This is a genomic window from Desulfococcus multivorans (assembly GCF_001854245.1).
GTDB classification, from domain to species: Bacteria; Desulfobacterota; Desulfobacteria; order Desulfobacterales; family Desulfococcaceae; genus Desulfococcus; species Desulfococcus multivorans.
Genome location: NZ_CP015381.1, coordinates 2,813,841 through 2,833,650, shown reverse-complemented (window position 1 = coordinate 2,833,650; position 19,810 = coordinate 2,813,841). Strand labels below are relative to the sequence as shown.

Below are 19,810 nucleotides of genomic sequence, written 5' to 3'. Positions count from 1 at the left end.
AAAGGTTTGCTTTCGGGATTAATCCAGGCGATAGTTGGGCGCTTCCTTTGTAATGATAACGTCGTGGACATGACTTTCCCGCATACCGGCGGCACTGACTTTCATGAAGCGGGCGTTTTGCCGGAGCGATTCGATACTGTCGCAACCGAGGTATCCCATACCCGCCTTGAGGCCGCCGACAAGCTGGAACAGGATCTCCGAGAGCAGGCCGGTGTAGGGTACGCGACCGACAATGCCTTCAGGCACCAGCTTGTCCTCCTCGGCTTCCTCGCCCTGGTAGTATCGATCCTTGCTGCCTTGCCGCATGGCCTCTTCGGAGCCCATACCCCGGTATGCCTTGTAGCTTCGCCCCTGGAAAAAGACCATCTCCCCCGGGCTTTCCTTGGCACCCGCAAGAAGCCCCCCGGCCATGATGACGTGAGCCCCCGCCCCGATGGCCTTGGTGATGTCGCCGGAGAAGCGGATCCCGCCGTCCGCGATGAGCGGAACGCCGGTTTTTTCAGAGACCTCCCTGCAGTTCATGATGGCGGTGATCTGGGGAACGCCGACGCCGGCGACGATGCGGGTGGTGCAGATGGAACCCGGACCGATACCGATCTTGACGCCGTCGACGCCGGCGGAGATGAGGTCCTGAGCGGCCTCCCCGGTACCAACGTTTCCCGCGATCAGCTGGAGTTCCGGGAAGGTGCTTTTGAGGGTCTTGACGGCATCGATGACGTTTTTGCTGTGACCGTGGGAGGTGTCGATGAGAAGAATGTCCGCATCGGCCTTCAGCAGCGCTTCAGCCCGTTCGAGCATGTCCGGACCGACGCCCACGGCCGCTCCGACGCGGAGCCTTCCCCGGTCGTCCTTGCAGGCATTGGGATATTTTTTGATCTTTTCGATATCCTTTATGGTGATCATCCCTTTCAAACGGCCGTTCCTGTCGACCACCAGCAGCTTTTCGATCCGGTGTTTGTGGAGGGTTTTCTTGCACTCCTCCAGGGATATACCCTCGGATACCGTGACGAGGTTTTCGCTGGTCATCACCTCGGATACCTTCTTGCTGAAATCCGTTTCGAATCTCAGATCGCGGTTGGTGAGAATCCCCACCAACTGGTCGCCGCGGGTGACCGGAAGCCCGGATATCCGGTAGCGCTCCATGATTTTGAGCACATCGGCAATCACTTGATCCGGGTGGATGGTCACCGGGTCGATGATCATGCCGCTTTCGGATTTCTTGACTTTGTCGACTTCCCGGGCCTGGCTTTCGATGTCCAGATTGCGGTGAATGAATCCCAGGCCGCCTGCTCTTGCCATGCTGATGGCCATTCGAGATTCGGTCACCGTGTCCATCGCCGCGCTGACAATAGGAATGTTGAGGGAGAGTTTTCGGGTCAGGCGGGTCACGGTTTGGGTGCTTTTGGGCAGTACCGCCGAATATCTGGGGACCAGCAATACGTCGTCAAAGGAGTAAGCTTCCTCCGGGAAACGGTTGGTCATGACATGCCTCCAAGAATGAAAATAAACGTTTTACGCTGATTTTTAAAGGATGACGCCTCCGCAACAAGTCCGATATCCGCGCTGCCAGCATCCCTCGTCTTTACAACGTACGGGTAACTGATTCGTATTTTTCGGGATGTGCAAGCCTTGTTCTCGAGCTTCCTGCGGAACCGTCTGAAAATCGACCTTCGATGAAGGTATCAGAGATAAATTAAACGCAAATGATAACAGAGCGAACAGCCTTTCGCAATCTTTATTTTGTGTCGTCTTGACAGGACCTTGCCGATGAGATTAATATTATATTTTAAGTGTCGGTTTTCGTGATGGTCGAGACTGAAGACTGACAATTGGTGTCCGCCGAAGGCCGAAAAACGAGGCTTATTGTCTGAACAGCGAATGGATGTGGCCCATGCTTATTGAAATAAATCCGGAAAATCCCCAGGAACGTCTGATTAAAAAAGTCGTTGAGGCTCTGGAAAGGGGAGGTGTTATCGCCTATCCCACGGATACCTATTATGGTATCGGGTGCGATATCATGAACAAAAAGGCGATCCAGAAGATCTATCAGATCAAACAGAGAGACAAGCGGCAGCCCTTCAGCTTCATCTGCTCGAATCTCAAAAACATCAGTGACTACGCCAAGGTTTCGAACTACGCCTACAAAACCATGAAACGACTGCTGCCGGGACCCTACACCTTTATTCTGGAAGGTTCCAAACTCGTTCCCAAGATCATGCTGACCAACAGAAAGATGGCGGGCATCCGGGTGCCTGACCATCCTATTCCCGTTGCATTGGTCGAAGGTCTGGGCAACCCCATCATCTCCACCAGCGCGACGACGCCGGAAGGCGATATCTTTTACGATGCATCCCTCATTCACGATCACTTTGGTTCGAGAATCGACATTGTCATCGACGGCGGACCGGTTCCCGGCGTGCCGTCCAGCGTGATTTCGCTGCAAAACGACGAACCCGAGATCCTCCGGGAGGGGTTGGGGGACACTCGCATTTTTGAATGATCGGCGGGATGCCGCCGCCGGAAACGAAAGCGGGCAGTCTGAAGACTGCCCGCTTTTGTATCAAGAATGAAGGCCGATTAATTGGAATTGCGGTCTTCGTTCATCTTTTCCTGAAGATTTTCCCTGAGAATCTCGCCAAAGGTGGACGTGGCCGGCCCCATCTTATTGATGTAGTCGCTCAGGATGGACTGATCATCCTCCATGTCGAGGCGTTTGATCGACAAGCCGATCCGTCGTTCATCACTGTTGATGTTCATCACCTTGGCGGTGATCATGTCGCCGACATTGAACTTGTCGCCCGGATTCTTGATCTTCTCCTTGCTGATTTCCGATACGTGAACCAGGCCTTCTATGCCTTCCTCCAGTTCGACGAAGATGCCGAAGTCGGTGATGTTGGTCACCGTTCCGGTAATCTCCTTACCGACGTCGTAGCGCTCGCCCACCGTCTCCCATGGATCTGTCTGCATCTGTTTGATGCCCAGGGAAAAGCGTTCATTTTCTTTTTCGATGTCAAGAACGACCGCTTGGACGACATCCCCTTTTTTGTAGATTTCCGAGGGATGTTTGATGCGTTTTGTCCATGAAATGTCAGAAATGTGAACCAGCCCGTCAATGCCTTCATCGATGCCGATAAATAGACCGAAATCAGTGATGTTCTTGATTTTGCCTTCGATGGTGGTGCCGACAGGATACTTCTCGCTGATAACATCCCACGGGTTGGGAACGACCTGTTTCATGCCCAGAGAAATTCGGCGGCTTTCGGGCTTGATGTCCAGTACGACGGCGTCGACCTCTTCGCCAACGGATACGACCTTGGAGGGATGGCGCACCTTCCGGGTCCAGGACATTTCGGAGACGTGGATAAGTCCTTCGATACCTTCCTCCAGTTCCACGAAGGCACCGTAGTCGGTCAGGCTGACCACCTTACCGGTGATTCTGGAATTGACCGGATATTTCTGGGCTGCGGTGGACCAGGGATCGGGTGTCAGTTGCTTCATGCCGAGAGATACCCGCTCCTTCTCGAGATCGAGACTCAGAATTTTCACGGTGATCTCGTCACCGACGGAAAAGAGTTCCGAGGGATGTTTGACCCGCCCCCAGGAAATGTCGGTGATGTGCAGAAGACCGTCCACACCGCCGAGATCCACGAAGACACCGTATTCGGTGATGTTTTTGACGATGCCGCCCATAACCTTGCCTTCCTCGATGGAGGCGAGGGTAGCGGCCCGTGCGGCTTCGCGCTCTTCTTCCAGAATGACGCGTCTGGACAAAACGATATTGCTGCGTTTTCGGTTATATTTAAGGATCTTGAACGTGAAGGACTGACCCACCATCTCATCCAGGTTCCGGATGGGACGCAGGTCGGCCTGGGATCCCGGCAGGAAGGCCTGAACCCCGATATCGACGGAGAAGCCGCCTTTTACGCGGTTGGTGATCACGCCGTCGACGGTTCCGCCGTCGTCGTAAGCCTTCTTGATTTCATCCCAAACCTTGATCTTCTCGGCTTTCTCCTTGGAGAGAACGACAACCTCTTCCTCATCGTCCCACCATTCCACCATGACCTCTACGGCGTCGCCGACCTTGGCCGCGACCTCCCCTTTTTCGTCCTTGAATTCATGGATCGGAATCTGTCCCTCGGATTTATAGCCGATATCGACAAGCACGTAATCTTTGTCTAAGGATATGATTTTACCCGTGACGACCTCACCTTCCTCGAATCGTTTGAAGCTTTCTTCATAGAGATCCATCAAACGTTCCATGCTGGTTTCGTCATCGGACAATTCGTTGAGATTCCCGGATACCTCCAGACCACTTTCAGGCGTGTCGTTTTCCATGTTTTCGACTTCCATGTTTTCGACTACCTCTGAATTTTGGGTTTGGTCGGTTCCATCATTTTTAATTTCGTTTTCCATTTAAAAAAATACCCCCTTGGCCTTATTTTAGTTATGCCTCCCTCAGGAGAACATAAACTCAAACAATATATACCATTATCTCTGTAATGACAACATTTATTTTCAAGAGTCGACGTTTGAAGAGTGGTGCCGTATGTGGGAAATCATCAATTCGACGACCTCGTGGACATCGAGTGCCGTTGAATCGATGACGACGGCGTCTTGGGCGGCTTTCAGGGGGGCGATGGACCGAGTGCTGTCGTTCTCGTCCCGAATTTTCATTTCCTTTTTGACACGCTCGAGGCTCAGAGCCTCGGTTTTGTGCCCCAGTTCAACGAAGCGTCTGGCAGCGCGTGTTTTCAGGTCGGCGACCAGAAAAAATTTGACGTCTGCATCGGGAAAGACGACGGTTCCCATATCCCGGCCTTCGAAAATGACCCCTTTGTCTTTCCCCAGCCGGCGCTGAAGGGTCAGGAGGTATCTTCGAACCACGGGCTTGGCCGAGATGTGGGATGCCGCCATGGCGATTTCGGGGGTGCGGATTTTGTCCGAGATATCGACACCGTTCAGGGAAAGCCGAGGGCCTGCAGGCGTTTTTGTACAGGTCAGCGCGATGGTTTTAAACAGGTTTTCCAGGTTCGTCTCTTCGTCCGGATCAATGCCGGCGTCCCGTGCGGCAAGGGCGATGCCCCGGTAGAGCGCGCCGGTGTCGACATAGGTATAGGAAAGGCGCTTGGCGAGGGCCCGGCTCACGGTTGTCTTTCCGGCGCCGGCGGGCCCGTCGATGGTGATCAAAAGAGATCGCACGACATCACCTCCGCTGGATTGTGAGAGGATCGCAAGGGGGCGACCCCCTTTTCAGTGCCGTTATCTCGATGCGGCCGCTCTGCCGCGGTCCATGGCTTCCATGTTCAGCGGTATAAACTTGCTTTTACCGGCGAACTCCGCCTTGACGCACTCCCTGAGACGCTCGAAGTCGACGACCTTGCTCCGACTGACGAAGGCGGAGAGGGCTACGATGTTTGCGGCTTTTATGCTGCCGAGCTCCTTGGCGATATCCGTCGCGGGCACGATCAGTTCATCGACGTCCGTGCGGTTGGATCGAATGGGAATCAGGGAACTGTTGACAAGGATAACCCCGTTGGGTTTGACCGTCGGTGCGAACTTTTCCAGAGACGGACGGTTCATTGCGATCAGATGCATGGGGTTTTTGATGATCGGAGAGCCGATGGGACGGTCGCTGATGACCACGGTACAGTAGGCCGTGCCGCCCCGCATTTCAGGGCCGTAGGACGGAATCCAGACCACCTCGTATCCTTCCTCCATGGCGGCATGGGCCAGTATTTTCCCAATCATCAGGATTCCCTGGCCCCCGAAACCGGCAAACATCACTTCGCTTTGCATATTATCTCCTGAGTTCATCAATGGTTATCGTCTGCTGTTTCGGACGGCTCTGGTGTCTTGTAGTCACCCAGTTTGTAGTAGGGGAGGAGGACGTCTTCGGCCCATTTCAAGGCTTCGACCGGTGTCATTCCCCAGTTGGTGGGGCATGTGCTCACAAGCTCGACGAGGCTGAAGCAGCGATTTTCCAACTGATAGCCAAAGGCCCGGCGAATCGCCTTTTTGGCCCGGTTGACGTATTTGGGTCCGATGACCGTCTGTCGGGAGATGTAGGCCGGCGTCTGAAGGGATGCCAGCAGCTCCGCGACCTTGATGGGCATCCCTGTCTCGCGGGGATCCCTTCCCAGCGGGCTTGTAGTCGTCCGCTGGCCCGGCATGGTCGTCGGGGCCATCTGGCCGCCGGTCATCCCGTAGACCGCATTGTTGACGAAGATGGTCGTGAATTTCTCGCCGCGATTGGCGGCATGGATGATTTCACCCATGCCGATGCTTGCCAGATCGCCGTCCCCCTGGTAAGTGAACACCATGAGATCCGGTCGGACCCGCTTGATTCCGGTGGCCATGGCCGGAGCGCGTCCGTGGGCCGCTTCCTGGAAATCACAGGCAAAATAGTTGTAGGCCAATACGGCACAACCCACTGGAGCGATACCCACCGTCCGTTTTCGAATTCCCAACTCATCGATGACCTCGGCCACCAGCCGGTGTATGATGCCGTGGGTGCAGCCGGGACAATAATGGGTGTGGTTTTCCGTGAGCGCTTCGGGTTTTTTAAAAGTCTTTCCCATTACAAATGCTCCTTTACGACATCCATGATTTCTTCGGGCGTGGGTACTTCTCCCCCGCATTTTCCGTACCATTTGACCGGCCGCCTTCCCTTGACGCATCGGTCGACGTCTTCCACCATCTGTCCCATGCTCATCTCGATGGAGAGTACCATACCACAGCTTTCACGGGACGCCGCGTCGAGAATCTCCTTTTCGGGAAACGGGAAGAGCGTCTTGGGGCGAATCATTCCCACCTCGATACCCTGCGCCTTGAGGTTGTCGATGGCCGTCCTGCAGACGCGGCTCATGGTGCCGTAGCTCACGATCAAAAGGCCGTAATCGCCTTCGGTGTTGTAGGCCTCGTAGCGGACTTCTTCGCAGCGCATCCGATCGTATTTGGATTTGAGCAAAAGATTGTGGTCGTTGAGAGCCTTCGGATCGAGATAGAGGGATTTGACGAGGTTGCTTTTATCACTGTTGCGGGTGCTCATGCCGTTTGTGGCCCATGCATCCTTGTTGGATGGCTTTGTCGCCAGATGTTCCGGGAATTCAACCGGTTCCATCATCTGGCCGATAAGTCCGTCCCCCAGAATCATGACGGGGTTACGGTATTTTTCAGCCAGGGGAAACGCCTCCATCACCATTTCGACCGCTTCCTGGACGCTGGCCGGGGCCATGACGAGCATTCGGTAGTCACCGTGACCGCCGCCCTTGACGGCCTGGAAATAATCTCCCTGAGACGGCAGAATGCCGCCCAATCCCGGCCCGCCGCGGATGATATTGACGAAAACCACGGGGCACTGAGCGCCGGCGATGTAACTGATGGCTTCGCTCATCAGACTGATGCCCGGGCTGGACGAAGTCGTGAAAACCCTTTCACCGCAGCCGGATGCACCGAAGAGCATGTAACCGACAGCGACTTCGCTCTCTCCTTGAAGAAAAACCCCGCCGACTTCGGGCATTCGCTTGGAGAGATATTCGGCGACCTCCGACTGGGGCGTAATGGGATATGCGAAATAATTCAAGCACCCGGCCCGGATGGCGGCCTCTCCGATGGCTTCGTTTCCTTTCATGAGTACTTTACTCATATCTTCCTCCATTATTCTTTAGATTCGGCCGCTTCCGCCGTTTCGCTGATGGTAATGGCCACGTCGGGGCACATGGTGCAGCAGATGGCACAAAAGATGCAGTCCTCGGGACGTGCCTGGTAGGCAGGGAAATAGCCCTTTGAATTTACCTTGTCCGAAATTTCCAGGACGTTTTTGGGACAGAATTTTACGCACAATCCGCAGCCTTTGCAGCGATCTGCGTCGATTTCGTGACGATATGACATACCTCAAGACTCCTGTTTGCTGGATTAGGGGGACTCAAACCGCAGCGCACGCGCTGCAGCTATATTTTTAAACGGCCGGATCCTATCGTGGCGGCTGTCTTCCAGGGGGGAACAAGTTGCCTTAAAATGGGGAGAACTGGACAAGAAAAGCGGCTTAAATCAAGTTCGGGAATCAACGATTCCCGAGCGGTAATGAATTCCAGGGGGAGTCGGCTTTCCGTTGCATAGGTGTTCACGAAATCGTATCCATCGTAAATATCCTGAACAACGGTATCGTCAATGAGGTTGGCGTTGCCGATGATACCGTTGACGTTGAGTTTCGATGCGATTTCAATTTCTTTTTTGATTTTAAGACATCCCTCCAGTGTATGGGTAAACGGTCTGAAAGGATTGACCACCTGAAGCATCCGGATATTTTTCCCCCGCAACGGATCCGCCAATGCCGCGAGAACCGTCGCGCCGGCGTCGTCTCCACCTGCATCCAGAATGACAAGTTGGCCGGGGGCCTGGATCATTCCGGCAATGGCCGGCGTCAGGATGGGGAGATCCGCGTGAAAATATTCCGACGGTGGGAGGACAACATCGATGCCCAGGTCGTTAAGGGCGGTCTTGGCCTCACGCGTTCGAAAATAGGGATTGACAAGATCGAGATCTCCGATACGGACGTGACGACCGGACTGCCGTTGGTTGACGGCGAGATTGACGGCGACTTCGGTTTTTCCGCTGCCGTAGTTCCCGACGATGATGACGATGCCGCTGAGATGGATATTCAAATGCTTCACATTACGATTGGTATTGTTTCAGATGATGTCTTCAGCAAGATCTGCGCTCGGGCGCTGATCCGTGCGCTGAAAAGACAGGACCACGCATGGGATGAACTCAGCGTGGTCGAACAATGTACTTGTATTTTATGGTATTGTCAAATAGATAATTCATTGAGGACCCATAAGCGTGTTTGAAAGATACCGGCCGTCCGACATCGGCGGAACATCACCAATCCATATGGCGATTTTGTCAAAGAAAGGAGAAATATGCTACGTACAGGTCTCGAGTGCTTTCTGGAATGCCCGCCGAGGTGGCTTGCCGGCGCTAGAATGGGGTTGCTCTGCAATCCCGCCTCCGTCGACGGTAAACTCCGGCACGCCCGACTATTGATCGACCGTCGGTTTCCAGGAAACCTGAAAGCCCTCTATTCGCCTCAGCACGGATTTTTCGCTGAAAAACAAGATAATATGATCGAGTCGGATCATATGATCGATCCGATGTTGAACATTCCCGTATTCAGCCTTTATGGTGAAACGCGAATTCCCACGGCCGGGATGTTGGACCCCATCGACGTTCTCCTGATCGATCTTCAGGATGTCGGCACCCGCGTTTATACCTTCATCTATACCATGTCCTACTGCATGGAGACGGCTGCGCGGCTGGGAAAGCGGGTGGTCGTGCTCGATCGACCCAACCCCGTGGGGGGTATGGCCGTCGAGGGGAACATCCTGTCTCCCGAATATGCATCCTTTGTCGGACGTTACCCCATCCCCATGCGCCATGGGCTGACCATCGGTGAAACGGCGCGCCTGTTCAACGAACATTTCGGGATTGGTTGCGATTTGACGGTCATTCCCATGGAAGGGTGGGCGCGTTGGATGCTCTACCGCGATACCGGGCTTCCCTGGGTGGCGCCTTCCCCGAACTTGCCGACACCCGAATCTGCGCTCGTCTATCCGGGTCAGGTTGTGTGGGAAGGAACCCATGTATCGGAAGGCCGGGGCACCACCCAGCCTTTCGAGTTGTTCGGCGCACCGTATTTCGATACGGAGCGGCTTTTCGATGTTCTGGGCGGCGCGCATCCCCCCGGAGCAGTGCTTCGACCCTGTCGGTTCGAGCCGACTGCCAGCAAATGGTCGGGCCGGGTGTGTCGCGGATTTCAGATTCACGTAACCGAACCCACTGCATACCGGCCTTACGATACAACCCTCAGGCTGCTTAGCGCCGTTTTGGCATGCCATGGGGACGACTTCGAATGGAAACCGCCGCCTTACGAGTATGAACATGAGCGTATGCCCATCGATCTCATCCTGGGAGATGGGAGGCTCCGACGCCGGATTGAACAGCAGGTCCCGACGGCGGATCTATCGCGGGAGTGGCAGGCGGATCTGACCGGTTATGTCGGCCTCAGCCGGGAAGTTCACCTTTACACCTGAAAACGAGGGTGCATACCGGATCAGCCCTATGCGGGAGAGCCAAAAAAAGCCCTCGGTGAATACTGCTCCGAGGGCTTGATCTATATTATGATTATGTTTTGGTTATGATTATGTTTTGTGGCGAAATTTATGCTTTTTTAAGGGATTCGATCTCTTTTTTCAGATCGTTGATTTCCTGTTTGTATTTTTCCGGATCGTCAACGTCGCCTTCCTTGACGTCTTCTTTTTCTTTTTTCCAGGAATCCTTCAGTTCGTCAAAACCGAGGTACAGGGCCAACCCGCCGCCCAACAGAAGCATAATCGGGATGGAGCCGGCAAGAAGCTGAAGGAAAGCCGGAAACCAAACCGCGAGGCCAATGATACCCAAGACTGCAGCGACCGCTCCACCAATCAACGTTTTCATAAAAAATCATCCTCCTTACTTAGATAGAATTGAGTTCGACAATACGTATACTCATTTACCTATTCAGCACTTATTGGGACACGGGGTGGACCCTGCCTAAATTTCCAGATTTGCAGAGGATACCCATCGGATCCGGGAGGGCCCAAATTGGCCAAATGATTTAAACGTTTCCGAAATATCACAACGGATTAGGTAACGCAAGTTTAAATTGATACCGTGGGCCTTTTATTCGTGTCCGAGTGTACGCTATGCTGCAATTACCTAAAAACACTTAAGTTTATTGCGCCATTCATAAAATAAAATATTGCAAATCCAATACGATTCTGTTAGACTCTTAAAATTTTCATAAACTTACACCGACGGATGATAAGCCATGTTCAAATTGGTCAAATCTCGTATCCGGCGAATAAAGGCCGGGGGAGACGGTTGGATCGATCGGGTCTTGAAGGGAACATCCGATCACTACCGTTGTTTTTTCCCCAAGCGCAAAAGCGGCTGTTTAAAGGCCCTGTTCGAGATCATTTTTTCAGGTATCCGCGTGGACGAGTCTCAGATCAGCGTCATCAGGAAGATTCCTCAGGATGCCATCGTCATCTACGCCCACAAATACAAGAGTTATTTCGATTATCTTTTTTACCATACCCGTTACACGAAGGAAAACCTCCCGGTTCCGGAAATCGGCTTCGATTATCGTTTTTTTCTGTTGCAGCCCGTCTCCCGCAGCGTTCGGATTTTTCTGGCCCATACCCGGTACTTCTTTCAGAAACTGGCGCTTCAGAACCCGTATGACAGCGGATACATCCGACGCGAGCTGGCCGGCGGCCGATCGGGTTTACTGGCCCTGGTGGAGAAGGGGGGGTTTTATCTTCGTTTCGTCAAATCCAATCCCGATCCCCTCCGGTATCTTATCGAGATGCAGGCGACGCTGGACCGGCCGGTCTTCATTGTCCCGCAGCTCCTCTTCTTTGGGAAAAAGCCTCTTCGATCAACTCCGAGTTTCATGGACATGCTGTTCGGCTCTGAGGAGAATCCCGGGAGAATCCGTCGGATCTTCGCGATGTTGAAGAAGCCGGAAAGCATTTTTCTCGAGATATCCGAGCCCGTCAATCTCAAAGAATTTATGGCGCTTCCGGAGAACAGGGATCTAAGCCCGGGAAAACAGGCCCTCGCTCTCAGACAGAGGCTGTTGATTCAGATCAACCGGCATCGACAGAGCATCACGGGACCGGTATTGAAATCCCTCGAGGAATTAAAGGAGAATATCCTTACAAACGACCGGCTTCGAGCGTACATGGAGCATTATGCCGAAAACCGGAAAATACCGCTTTATAAAGTGTACAAGGAAGCGGACGGATATATCGACGAAATTGCCGCCAAATACAACATCAACATGATCCGGATATCCGCCATGGGCGTCAAATGGCTGATCAACGGCATGTTTGAAGGGGTTTCCGTCAATACGGAGGTGCTCAACCGCATCAAGGCCATGTCCCGACGGGGGCCGCTCGTTCTGGTGCCTTGCCACAAGAGCCACATCGACTATCTGATTCTTTCCTATATTCTTTTCCAGAACGACATGCCGTGTCCTCACATTGCTGCCGGAAAGAACCTTTCCTTCTGGCCCCTGGGGCCGATTTTTCGCAGCGGCGGCGCATTTTTCATCCGAAGGACCTTTAAGGGGGCGGTACTCTATTCAAAGGTTTTTTCAGAATATGTCTACAAAATTCTCGAAGAAGGGTTCAATATCGAGTTCTTCATCGAAGGCGGCAGAAGCCGGACGGGAAAACTTCTTCAGCCCAAACTGGGGCTTCTTTCCATTCTGTTGAGTGCATTCCGTGAAGGCGCCAACGAGGACTTGATTTTCGTACCCGTTTTCGTTGGATATGACCGGGTTCTCGAAGAGAGTGCCTATCTTCATGAACTCGAAGGCGGAGAGAAGAAACCCGAGAGCCTGCTTCAGGTGGTCAAGGCCAGAAAATTTCTCAAACGGCGCTACGGCCGAATCTACATTCGTTTTCACGACGGCATTTCACTTACCGATCTGCTCGCTCGCCAGGGAACCACGATTCAGGATATGACCGTCAAGGAACAGAATCGGTTTTGCCGGCAGTTGGGATACCAGCTGGTCAATTCCATAGACAAGGTGTCGGTCATCACCCCTCATGCGGTGGTGGCCGGGGCCATCCTCAACGGAGGGCGACAGCGATTCAGCCTGAACCACCTCATGGACGACGTCCAGACCTACATAAACTACCTCATGGCCCAGAAGGCGAGCCTGGCCGACACGCTTCTGATGGATCCCACACATGCCTTCGATTATGTCATCGATGCCTACATCCAGCGGAAATTCATCGAACCCCTGTCGGAGGACAAGGACACCGCCCCGGAAGAAAAGGGGTTTTCCATCAACGTGTCCAAGCGTCCGGCCCTCGAGTACTACAAGAACAATTGTGTGAACGCCTTCATTCCGGCGGCCTACACCGCCCTCAGTATTCTCGAAAAGGACGCCTTTCAATTTTCCGGCTCTGACATTTATGCCGGGTATCGGTTTCTCCAGGAATTTTTTATCAACGAGTTTTCTCACGACGCGGACAAGACCCCCGAGTTCTTTGTTCACAAGAACATCAAGGCGTTCATCGACGATGCGATTTTGAGCCCTCATCCCACCCTGCCCGACACCTATAACCTCACGTCCGCGGGATTCCGGAAGCTGAAGCTGTTCTCAGCCTTCCTGACGACTTATTTCGAGTCCTACTGGGTCACCCTGAACTTTTTCGCCCGGTATCCTAAAAATTTCATCGAGGCCAAGGATCGGATCAAGAAGGCGCAGTCCATGGCCAACCGCCTGTACAAAAAGAAGGAAATCGAACATCCGGAGGCAATTTCCATCATCAATTTCAAGAACGCCGTCGACTATTTTGTGGCTCACGGCATCCGGGGTGCTGAAGACGAAGAGCCTATCGGGTTTTACATGAACCGGATTCGACGATACATGGATCTTCTGCATTCATGAAGGCCCTGGTGCTTGCCGCGGGATATGGAACCCGTCTTCTGCCGTATACCCGGACGGTCCCTAAACCGCTTTTCACGGTGGCGGGCGAACCGCTGATCGAGATTCTGATCCGACGACTTGCCGCAGCCGGATGTGAAGCGGTCGTCGTCAACACCCATCATCTGCACGAAAAGATCGCGGCGTTTATTTCCGAGAGGCGATTTCCCATTCCCGTCACGACCCGTTTCGAGCCTCAAATCCTCGGAACGGGAGGGGCTATCCGGAACGTCGCCGATTTCTGGGATCGCCGCCCTTTTATGGTAGTCAACAGCGACATTCTGACGGACATCGATTTTGGTGAGGTCTACCGACGCCATCTTGCCGCAAAAGATCCGGCAACCCTCGTACTTTATGACGATCCCGCCTTTAACACCGTGATGTTGTCGACGGAAGGGCGGATAACGGGCTTTGACGAATCTGAAGCCGGGGCAATGCCGGGAAGGCGACTCACATTCAGCGGCATTCAGGTGCTGAACCCGGAGGTGATCGATTATATTCCGAAGGGTTTTTCCAGCAGCATCGACGCCTATCGCCGTCTTTTGTCGGCGGATAAATCGATCCTTGGGCTGGTGGCATCGGAGGCGCGGTGGTCCGATCTCGGAACCCCGGAACGGTATCGTGAGGCTTGTATCGAGGTAATGGCGGAGAAGGTGTTCGGATTTGAAAAACGCGGGCGTGATACGGTCAGAAGACACCCTCTTTCGGGCGACGGATCCGATCGGCGGTGGTATCGTCTCGTTTCAGGGGGGCGATCAATGATTCTCGCGGATCACGGCATCCATGTCGGGTCGGCCCAGGGGGAAGCCGGGGCGTTCGAGGACATCGGCCGTCACCTCCACGGAAAAGGCGTCGCCGTGCCCCGCATCCAGCTTGCCGACCGGTTTTCCGGTCTGGTGCTGCTGGAAGACCTGGGAGACCGCCATCTTCAGGATGCGGTCCTGGAGGCTGCCGACACGTCCGTCGTCGCCGATCTTTACCGACAGGTGATCGATCGCCTGATTTCCTTGTGGCTTGAGGGAAAAGAGGGGTTCGATCCCCGTTGGACATGGCAGACCGAGCGATATGATCGGGAGATGATTCTGAAGGCCGAGTGCGGTTATTTCAGAGATGCATTTCTGCGGGGATATCTCGCCATGTCGCTTTCCGGCGACGCCTTCCGGGACGATTTCGAACGGATTGCGGAAGGGGCTTTGAATTACGGTGTCACGGCTTTCATGCACCGTGACATGCAGTCCCGGAATATTATGATGACCGACAGGGGACCGCACTTCATCGATTTTCAGGGGGGGCGTTTCGGTCCCATCCAGTACGATCTCGCCGCTCTTTTAATCGATCCTTACGTGGCGCTGCCCGAGGCGCTTCAGGAGCGGCTGATGGCCGAATGCGCCGACCGGCTGGAAGGAATGATCGGAATCGATCGCAGGGATTTCGTAACCGGCTACCGCCATTGTTGTATTGCCCGGAATCTCCAGATGCTGGGCGCGTTCGGTTTTTTGACCCGCGTCAAAAGGAAGAAGGGTTTCGAACCCTATATTCCCAGAGCGATTCAGACGCTCTGGCAGAATCTGACAAAAGGCGGTGTCGGGGAGTTTCCGGAGCTTTCCGCTCTGGCGCTTGACTTGAAACGCCGGATGGACGGTGAGCCGCGAGGCGGGAGGGAAAGAGAGATTTTAAGTCGCCGAAACAGCGGTCCGGAGGGGTGAGCGCATATGATTCCCTCCGGACCTTTTTAAGACTGCTCATCATTTGTCGTCATGGGGTGTCGTCATGGGTGCATCCCTGCTTTCCCGAAATCTCCATGACGGTTTCACCGCTCAACGGTGATCTGCGGGATGCCTTATCCTTCGTGTGGGTGCATGAGCTCCATGATGTTGTCATACATGAGCCACCAGATAAAAAACATGGATATAAAGGCGCACCATCCCGCGATGACCATATAAGGTTTGCCGACGGCGGCAGGTCCCAGGAGAAAGCCCAGCCCTAACGCGAGAACAAGTGCGAAGAGCGCGACAAATGCGCAAATGAGTTTCGTTCTTCCCATCTTGACGGCTGGAATGGCCAGAAAAGCGATCGGCACCAGGAGGGCAAACATATACCATGCGTTGCCTGCGGGATTTGCCAGACCCAGAACCTTGCCCTGGGTATTGAGGAGAAAAAAGCCAAGAAGCCAGCCGCCAAACAGCGCTACGATGCTGGCGAGATAGCTTTCCCCTTTGGCGATCAGCCACATGCCGGCAATAAACTCCAAAAGGCCCGCGAAAAACACGGCGTACATGGTTGCCCCTGCCGCGGCGTGGTCGATGGTCAGTTCTACTCCCAGCATCGCCAGAGAAAAGCCAAAGGCGCCCAGGGCAAATATGTTGGGGTTTCCTAATCGAGATTTCTCCATTTTTTCTCCTTTTCGAATTGATGTCGGTTTTAATGTGACAAGCAAGGCGCTATCCCGCTTCAGTCGTTGGCCTCCAGACGCCGTCATCCGTTTGTCATTACAAAAGTCGAAACATAAATCATAACCTCAACTTTCGAGTTTCATATGTCGGTGTCGGTTATCGTCATGAAAGTCGAAAGTTGAATCATAACCTGAAAGGTTACTTTCCGGTGCCGTACTTGAACGAAAGTTTCACGCGAGCCCTGTAGGCGGTAACCTTACCGTTTTCGAGTTTCATATCGAGTTTTGAGATCTCGGCGATTCTCAGGTCAACAAGACGCTCACTGCTGGTCTCGACGGCGTTTTTAGCGGCGTCTTCCCACGAAACGGTACTTGTTCCCACCAGTTCGATGATTTTATAGACACTGTCACTCATGTTTTTCCTCCGTTTTAAGTCGGTTTCCCGATGCACGATCCGGAACCTCTGACGGTTCATCTGCCTGCTTCAGGCAATGCATTTGGGGGTATCGGTGCAGTCCGGAAGACTGCACCTCGATTCGCGGCTAACCCTTGATGCTCCGCGGAAGGATCATCTGATGGTGTGGACAGATCGATTTTGGATTCTGATAGGCCGCACCCGTAAAGGCCACCAGATAATTTCGAAGGTCCTTCATGGCGACGATCTCGTCCACGAGACCGGTTTTAGCACAGAAGATCGGGCGGGATTTCTCGTGATACTCCCGGGCCATCTGGTTCATGCTCTCGATGACCGGATCCAGGGGCCTTCCCGCCTCTTTTTCCTTCACCAGTCGGCGCGCGTAAGTGGCAACGGCCGCAGTTTCGCCGTGCATGACGGATATCTCGGTGGCTACGGTTCCCAGGGTAAAGGCATTGTGCCGGTTGGCCGTCGGGCCTCCCATCACGTAGTGGGCCGCCGCGGATCCCTTTCTCAGAACGACGAGCATCATCGGAACATCCGTCTGTTGAATGGAATAGATCAGGGACTGTCCCAGTCCGAGTAGTTCCGCTTTTTCGGCCAGGTCTCCCACGTCGATACCGCTGGTATCCTGAAACCAGATGACGGGGACCCGATCCCGTCCGCACAAGGTCACGAATTCGTTCATCTTGATGAGGCCCTGGCGGTAGAGTTTTCCACCGATGCCCGGATAGTCGGCATATTCGGGATACTCTTTGCCCAGATACCCCTGCCGGTTTCCGATGCATCCGACGAGAAAGCCGTCTATTTTACACAGGCCGGTGTAGATCTCCGGGCCATAGCCGGGGCGAAACTCCATGTGCTCGCTGCCGTCCACCAGGCGTGCGAGGATCTCATCAAAATCATAGACTTTTTTAGGTTCAAGGGGCAGCAGCCGGTACAGCTCCTCCACTGAAAACCTGGGGTCTTTGGGCTCAGCAACGCGATAAAATCTCGGATGATAGGCGGGCATCTCCTTCATATAGGCCTTGAGGCCGTCCAGAACTCCCTGCTCTTCTTCGTACACATATCGAAAAAAGCCGGTTTCGTCGTAATGGATCTTTACGGATCCCGGCGGCTTGGATTTGAATTGTTTTGTCTTTTCGATCAGGATTTCGGCCGTCTCCTGGTCAAAATACCCCTTGGGGGCCATTCCGCTTACGATGCCGGCGCCCCCTACCGCGATGTTGCAGTTTTTGTGGGCGAAAAGAACCGCGGGGCTGATGCCCTGATATCCACCGCCTGCGGGGTTGGTTCCGTAGATTCCGGCCAGCACCGGCACGCCGAGCTGCGCCAGTTCGGCGTGTCTGAAAAACGGCGTGCCGGCCCCGCGGCGGTTGGCGTAAAATTTTTCCTGCTCGGGGAGTTTTGCGCCGCTGCAATTGACCAGCCAGACCAGCGGGATGTTCAATCGCTTGCTCAAATCGGTGGCCCGCAGGATATTTTCCGACTGCCCTGGCAGCCAGGCCCCGGCCATGACCTTGTTGTCAAACCCGATGATCACCGCCCATTTGCCGGAGATCTTGCCCAGGCCGTCTATCACATTGGTGGTCCCTTCATCGTTGGCCAGGGGATTGAAAAGCGTATGGAGGGGGTTCCAGGTCCCTGGATCCACGAGGTACTCCAGCCGCTGCCATACCGTCATCTCTCCCCTGGCATTGATTTTTTCAGTGGGAAAACCGGCATTCTTGACCTGATTGACCGCCTCGTTGATTTGTGCCTCGGCGTCTTCAATATTTTTGGTGTTGTCATCGCCGTCCCAGGTCATCCATCGGATACGCCCTTTTTTTAATTCGCTGCCCAGGTCCGTCATTTTTTCAAAGTAAGATTTCATGATTCTCTCTCCGTCCCAGTCGGTCCTAATGAATTTTGATCTATATCGTTTAAGATCGTTTAAGCTTCTTCAACTACGCCCAGCACGTCATCTTCTTCAACCGTGTCGCCGGCTTTGACCTTGACGGCCGTGATGGTGCCATTGCAGGGAATAAAAACCGGGGTTTCCATTTTCATGGCCTCGATCACCAATGCTTCATCATCTTCCTCTACCTTCATCCCGACTTCCATGCTGAGTCGAACAATCTTGCCCGCAAGGGGTGCTGTGATGTCTTGTGTCATGATTTCATTCTCCGTTTGATTGGATTCGTTTTTCGATAATTAGCGTTTCAACCGATCCGAGGGTCGGTCCCAAAATTTACAAGAAAACGACGTTTTCTTAGAAGGTCGTAAAGATAATCGGTAGCCGGCGACACACGTGAAACCGGAATCAGGATCCGAGCAGTGTCAGGAAAACGCCGGCGGCGATAACCGTGCCGATCACGCCGGCGACGTTTGGTCCCATGGCGTACATGAGCAGGTAGTTCTTCTTATCCGCCTCGGCCCCGACCTTGTGAACCACCCGCGCTGCCATGGGAACGGCGGAAACGCCAGCTGCACCCAGGAGGGGATTGATTTTATCCTTGGAAAACAGATTCATCAACTTGGCCAGGATGATGCCTGTCGCGGTGCTCACCATGAAGGCAAACAGTCCCAGGAAAAAGATGAAGATCACCTTGGGCTGGAGGAAGTTTTCGGCGGTCATGGTGGCGCCCACCGGCAGCCCCAGGAATATCGTCACGATATTGAGCAACTCGTTCTGGGCGGCGTGGGTAAGTCGCTCCACCACCTTTGCCTCCCGAAACAGATTTCCGATCATGAACATGGCGATCAAGGGCGCTGAAGCGGGGATGAGCAGGATAATCAGAATCGCCGAGACGATGGGGAAGAGAAGTTTTTCCAGGCGACTCACCTTCCGGCCTTTTGACATGCGAATGGTGCGCTCTTTCCGGGTAGTCATCAGCCTCATGATCGGCGGCTGAATGATGGGGACCAGCGCCATGTAGGAGTAAGCCGCAACCGCTGTGGTGCCGAGCATGTGTGGGGCCAGTTTCGACGCCAGAAAGATCGTTGTCGGGCCGTCGGCGCCGCCGATGATGCCGAGCGTAGCGGCCTCGTTCAAATTGAAAAAACCCGTGGCGTATGCGGCGAAAAAGGTCAGGTACACGCCGCCCTGGGCACCGGCGCCAAGAAAAATGAGCTTGGGATTGGCCAGCATGGGGCCGAAATCGGTGAGTGCCCCAAGCCCCAGAAAGATCAGGGGCGGAATGACTTCCCACTGGATGCCGTAATGGTAGAATCGCCAGAGCAATCCCTCGTGGGGCGCCATCAGGGCAGCCAACGGGAGATTGGCAAGAATGATCCCGAATCCGATCGGCAGGAGCAGCATCGGTTCGTAATCCTTGGCAATGGCAAGATAGATGAGAATAAAACCGATCAGCCACATGACCAGCATCCCAGGGGTCAAATAAAAAAATCCGGAGGTCTTGAACAGGGAAAACAGGTTTTCAGTCATTTCTCTTCCTTCTTGCTTACCAATTTGTCTGTC

General features: G+C 53.9%; 18 protein-coding genes. 4 read left to right on the top strand and 14 right to left on the bottom strand.

The features are described from left to right. Window positions 1-18: 18 nt before the first annotated feature. Window positions 19-1,482, bottom strand: coding sequence for an IMP dehydrogenase (guaB, locus tag dmul_RS12390; protein WP_020875790.1), 1,464 nt, complete (start codon window positions 1,480-1,482; stop codon window positions 19-21). A gap of 409 nt (window positions 1,483-1,891) precedes the next feature. Between guaB and dmul_RS12385 the strand changes: the two genes are divergently transcribed. After that, entirely contained in the window at window positions 1,892-2,500 is a 609-nt protein-coding gene (locus dmul_RS12385; RefSeq protein ID WP_020875791.1) for an L-threonylcarbamoyladenylate synthase, read from the top strand. Window positions 2,501-2,577: 77 nt separating this feature from the next. On the opposite strand, the gene dmul_RS12380 is transcribed toward dmul_RS12385, so the two are convergent. From dmul_RS12380 to dmul_RS12350, 7 genes are all read right to left on the bottom strand, one after another. Next, on the bottom strand, window positions 2,578-4,350 hold the full coding sequence (locus dmul_RS12380) for a 30S ribosomal protein S1 (RefSeq protein WP_144016576.1): 1,773 nt from the start codon (window positions 4,348-4,350) through the stop codon (window positions 2,578-2,580). 165 nt (window positions 4,351-4,515) lie between these two features. After that, entirely contained in the window at window positions 4,516-5,199 is a 684-nt protein-coding gene (cmk, locus tag dmul_RS12375; RefSeq protein WP_020875793.1) for a (d)CMP kinase, read from the bottom strand. Between the two features lie 60 nt (window positions 5,200-5,259). Continuing rightward, window positions 5,260-5,796: a 2-oxoacid:acceptor oxidoreductase family protein gene (locus dmul_RS12370; RefSeq protein WP_020875794.1), complete on the bottom strand. Its 537-nt coding sequence runs from the start codon at window positions 5,794-5,796 to the stop codon at window positions 5,260-5,262. 17 nt (window positions 5,797-5,813) lie between these two features. Continuing rightward, a complete protein-coding gene (locus dmul_RS12365; RefSeq protein ID WP_020875795.1) occupies window positions 5,814-6,578 on the bottom strand; it encodes a thiamine pyrophosphate-dependent enzyme in 765 nt (254 codons plus the stop codon). Then, window positions 6,578-7,645, bottom strand: coding sequence for a 3-methyl-2-oxobutanoate dehydrogenase subunit VorB (vorB, locus tag dmul_RS12360; protein WP_020875796.1), 1,068 nt, complete (start codon window positions 7,643-7,645; stop codon window positions 6,578-6,580). The genes dmul_RS12365 and vorB overlap by 1 nt, the downstream gene beginning before the upstream one ends. An 11-nt stretch (window positions 7,646-7,656) precedes the next feature. Then, window positions 7,657-7,890: a 4Fe-4S dicluster domain-containing protein gene (locus tag dmul_RS12355; RefSeq protein WP_020875797.1), complete on the bottom strand. Its 234-nt coding sequence runs from the start codon at window positions 7,888-7,890 to the stop codon at window positions 7,657-7,659. A 59-nt stretch (window positions 7,891-7,949) separates the two neighbouring features. Further along, entirely contained in the window at window positions 7,950-8,672 is a 723-nt protein-coding gene (locus dmul_RS12350) for a hypothetical protein (RefSeq protein ID WP_020875798.1), read from the bottom strand. 249 nt (window positions 8,673-8,921) lie between these two features. On the opposite strand from dmul_RS12350, the gene dmul_RS12340 reads away from it, so the two are divergent. Next, complete coding sequence (locus dmul_RS12340; protein ID WP_020875799.1) at window positions 8,922-10,091, top strand: exo-beta-N-acetylmuramidase NamZ family protein; 1,170 nt, start codon at window positions 8,922-8,924, stop codon at window positions 10,089-10,091. Window positions 10,092-10,218: 127 nt separating this feature from the next. Here dmul_RS12340 and dmul_RS12335 read toward each other — a convergent pair whose 3' ends face one another. Next, the gene (locus dmul_RS12335; RefSeq protein ID WP_020875800.1) at window positions 10,219-10,494 is read right to left on the bottom strand and encodes a hypothetical protein; all 276 of its coding nucleotides are present in this window, start codon (window positions 10,492-10,494) and stop codon (window positions 10,219-10,221) included. Between the two features lie 373 nt (window positions 10,495-10,867). Between dmul_RS12335 and dmul_RS12330 the strand changes: the two genes are divergently transcribed. Next, window positions 10,868-13,507 carry a 1-acyl-sn-glycerol-3-phosphate acyltransferase gene (locus tag dmul_RS12330; RefSeq protein WP_020875801.1) on the top strand — a complete coding sequence of 880 codons (2,640 nt, stop codon included), beginning with the start codon at window positions 10,868-10,870 and terminating at the stop codon, window positions 13,505-13,507. Further along, window positions 13,504-15,249: a sugar phosphate nucleotidyltransferase gene (locus tag dmul_RS12325; protein ID WP_020875802.1), complete on the top strand. Its 1,746-nt coding sequence runs from the start codon at window positions 13,504-13,506 to the stop codon at window positions 15,247-15,249. The genes dmul_RS12330 and dmul_RS12325 overlap by 4 nt, the downstream gene beginning before the upstream one ends. Before the next feature lie 134 nt (window positions 15,250-15,383). Here the strand turns inward: dmul_RS12325 and dmul_RS12320 are convergent, their stop codons facing one another. The 5 genes from dmul_RS12320 to dmul_RS12300 all read right to left on the bottom strand — a co-directional run bounded on the left by dmul_RS12320 (window position 15,384) and on the right by dmul_RS12300 (window position 19,777). Further along, complete coding sequence (locus dmul_RS12320; RefSeq protein ID WP_020875803.1) at window positions 15,384-15,935, bottom strand: GPR1/FUN34/YaaH family transporter; 552 nt, start codon at window positions 15,933-15,935, stop codon at window positions 15,384-15,386. A 199-nt stretch (window positions 15,936-16,134) separates the two neighbouring features. After that, window positions 16,135-16,350 (bottom strand): dodecin family protein, encoded by a 216-nt coding sequence (locus dmul_RS12315; RefSeq protein WP_020875804.1) that lies wholly within the window; start codon window positions 16,348-16,350, stop codon window positions 16,135-16,137. A gap of 127 nt (window positions 16,351-16,477) precedes the next feature. After that, on the bottom strand, window positions 16,478-18,223 hold the full coding sequence (locus dmul_RS12310; RefSeq protein ID WP_020875805.1) for an acyl-CoA carboxylase subunit beta: 1,746 nt from the start codon (window positions 18,221-18,223) through the stop codon (window positions 16,478-16,480). A gap of 59 nt (window positions 18,224-18,282) precedes the next feature. Beyond that, the gene (locus dmul_RS12305; protein ID WP_020875806.1) at window positions 18,283-18,504 is read right to left on the bottom strand and encodes an acyl-CoA carboxylase biotin carboxyl carrier protein subunit; all 222 of its coding nucleotides are present in this window, start codon (window positions 18,502-18,504) and stop codon (window positions 18,283-18,285) included. Window positions 18,505-18,652: 148 nt separating this feature from the next. Further along, window positions 18,653-19,777, bottom strand: a complete 1,125-nt coding sequence (locus dmul_RS12300; protein ID WP_020875807.1) for a sodium ion-translocating decarboxylase subunit beta — start codon at window positions 19,775-19,777, stop codon at window positions 18,653-18,655. Window positions 19,778-19,810: the final 33 nt, after the last annotated feature.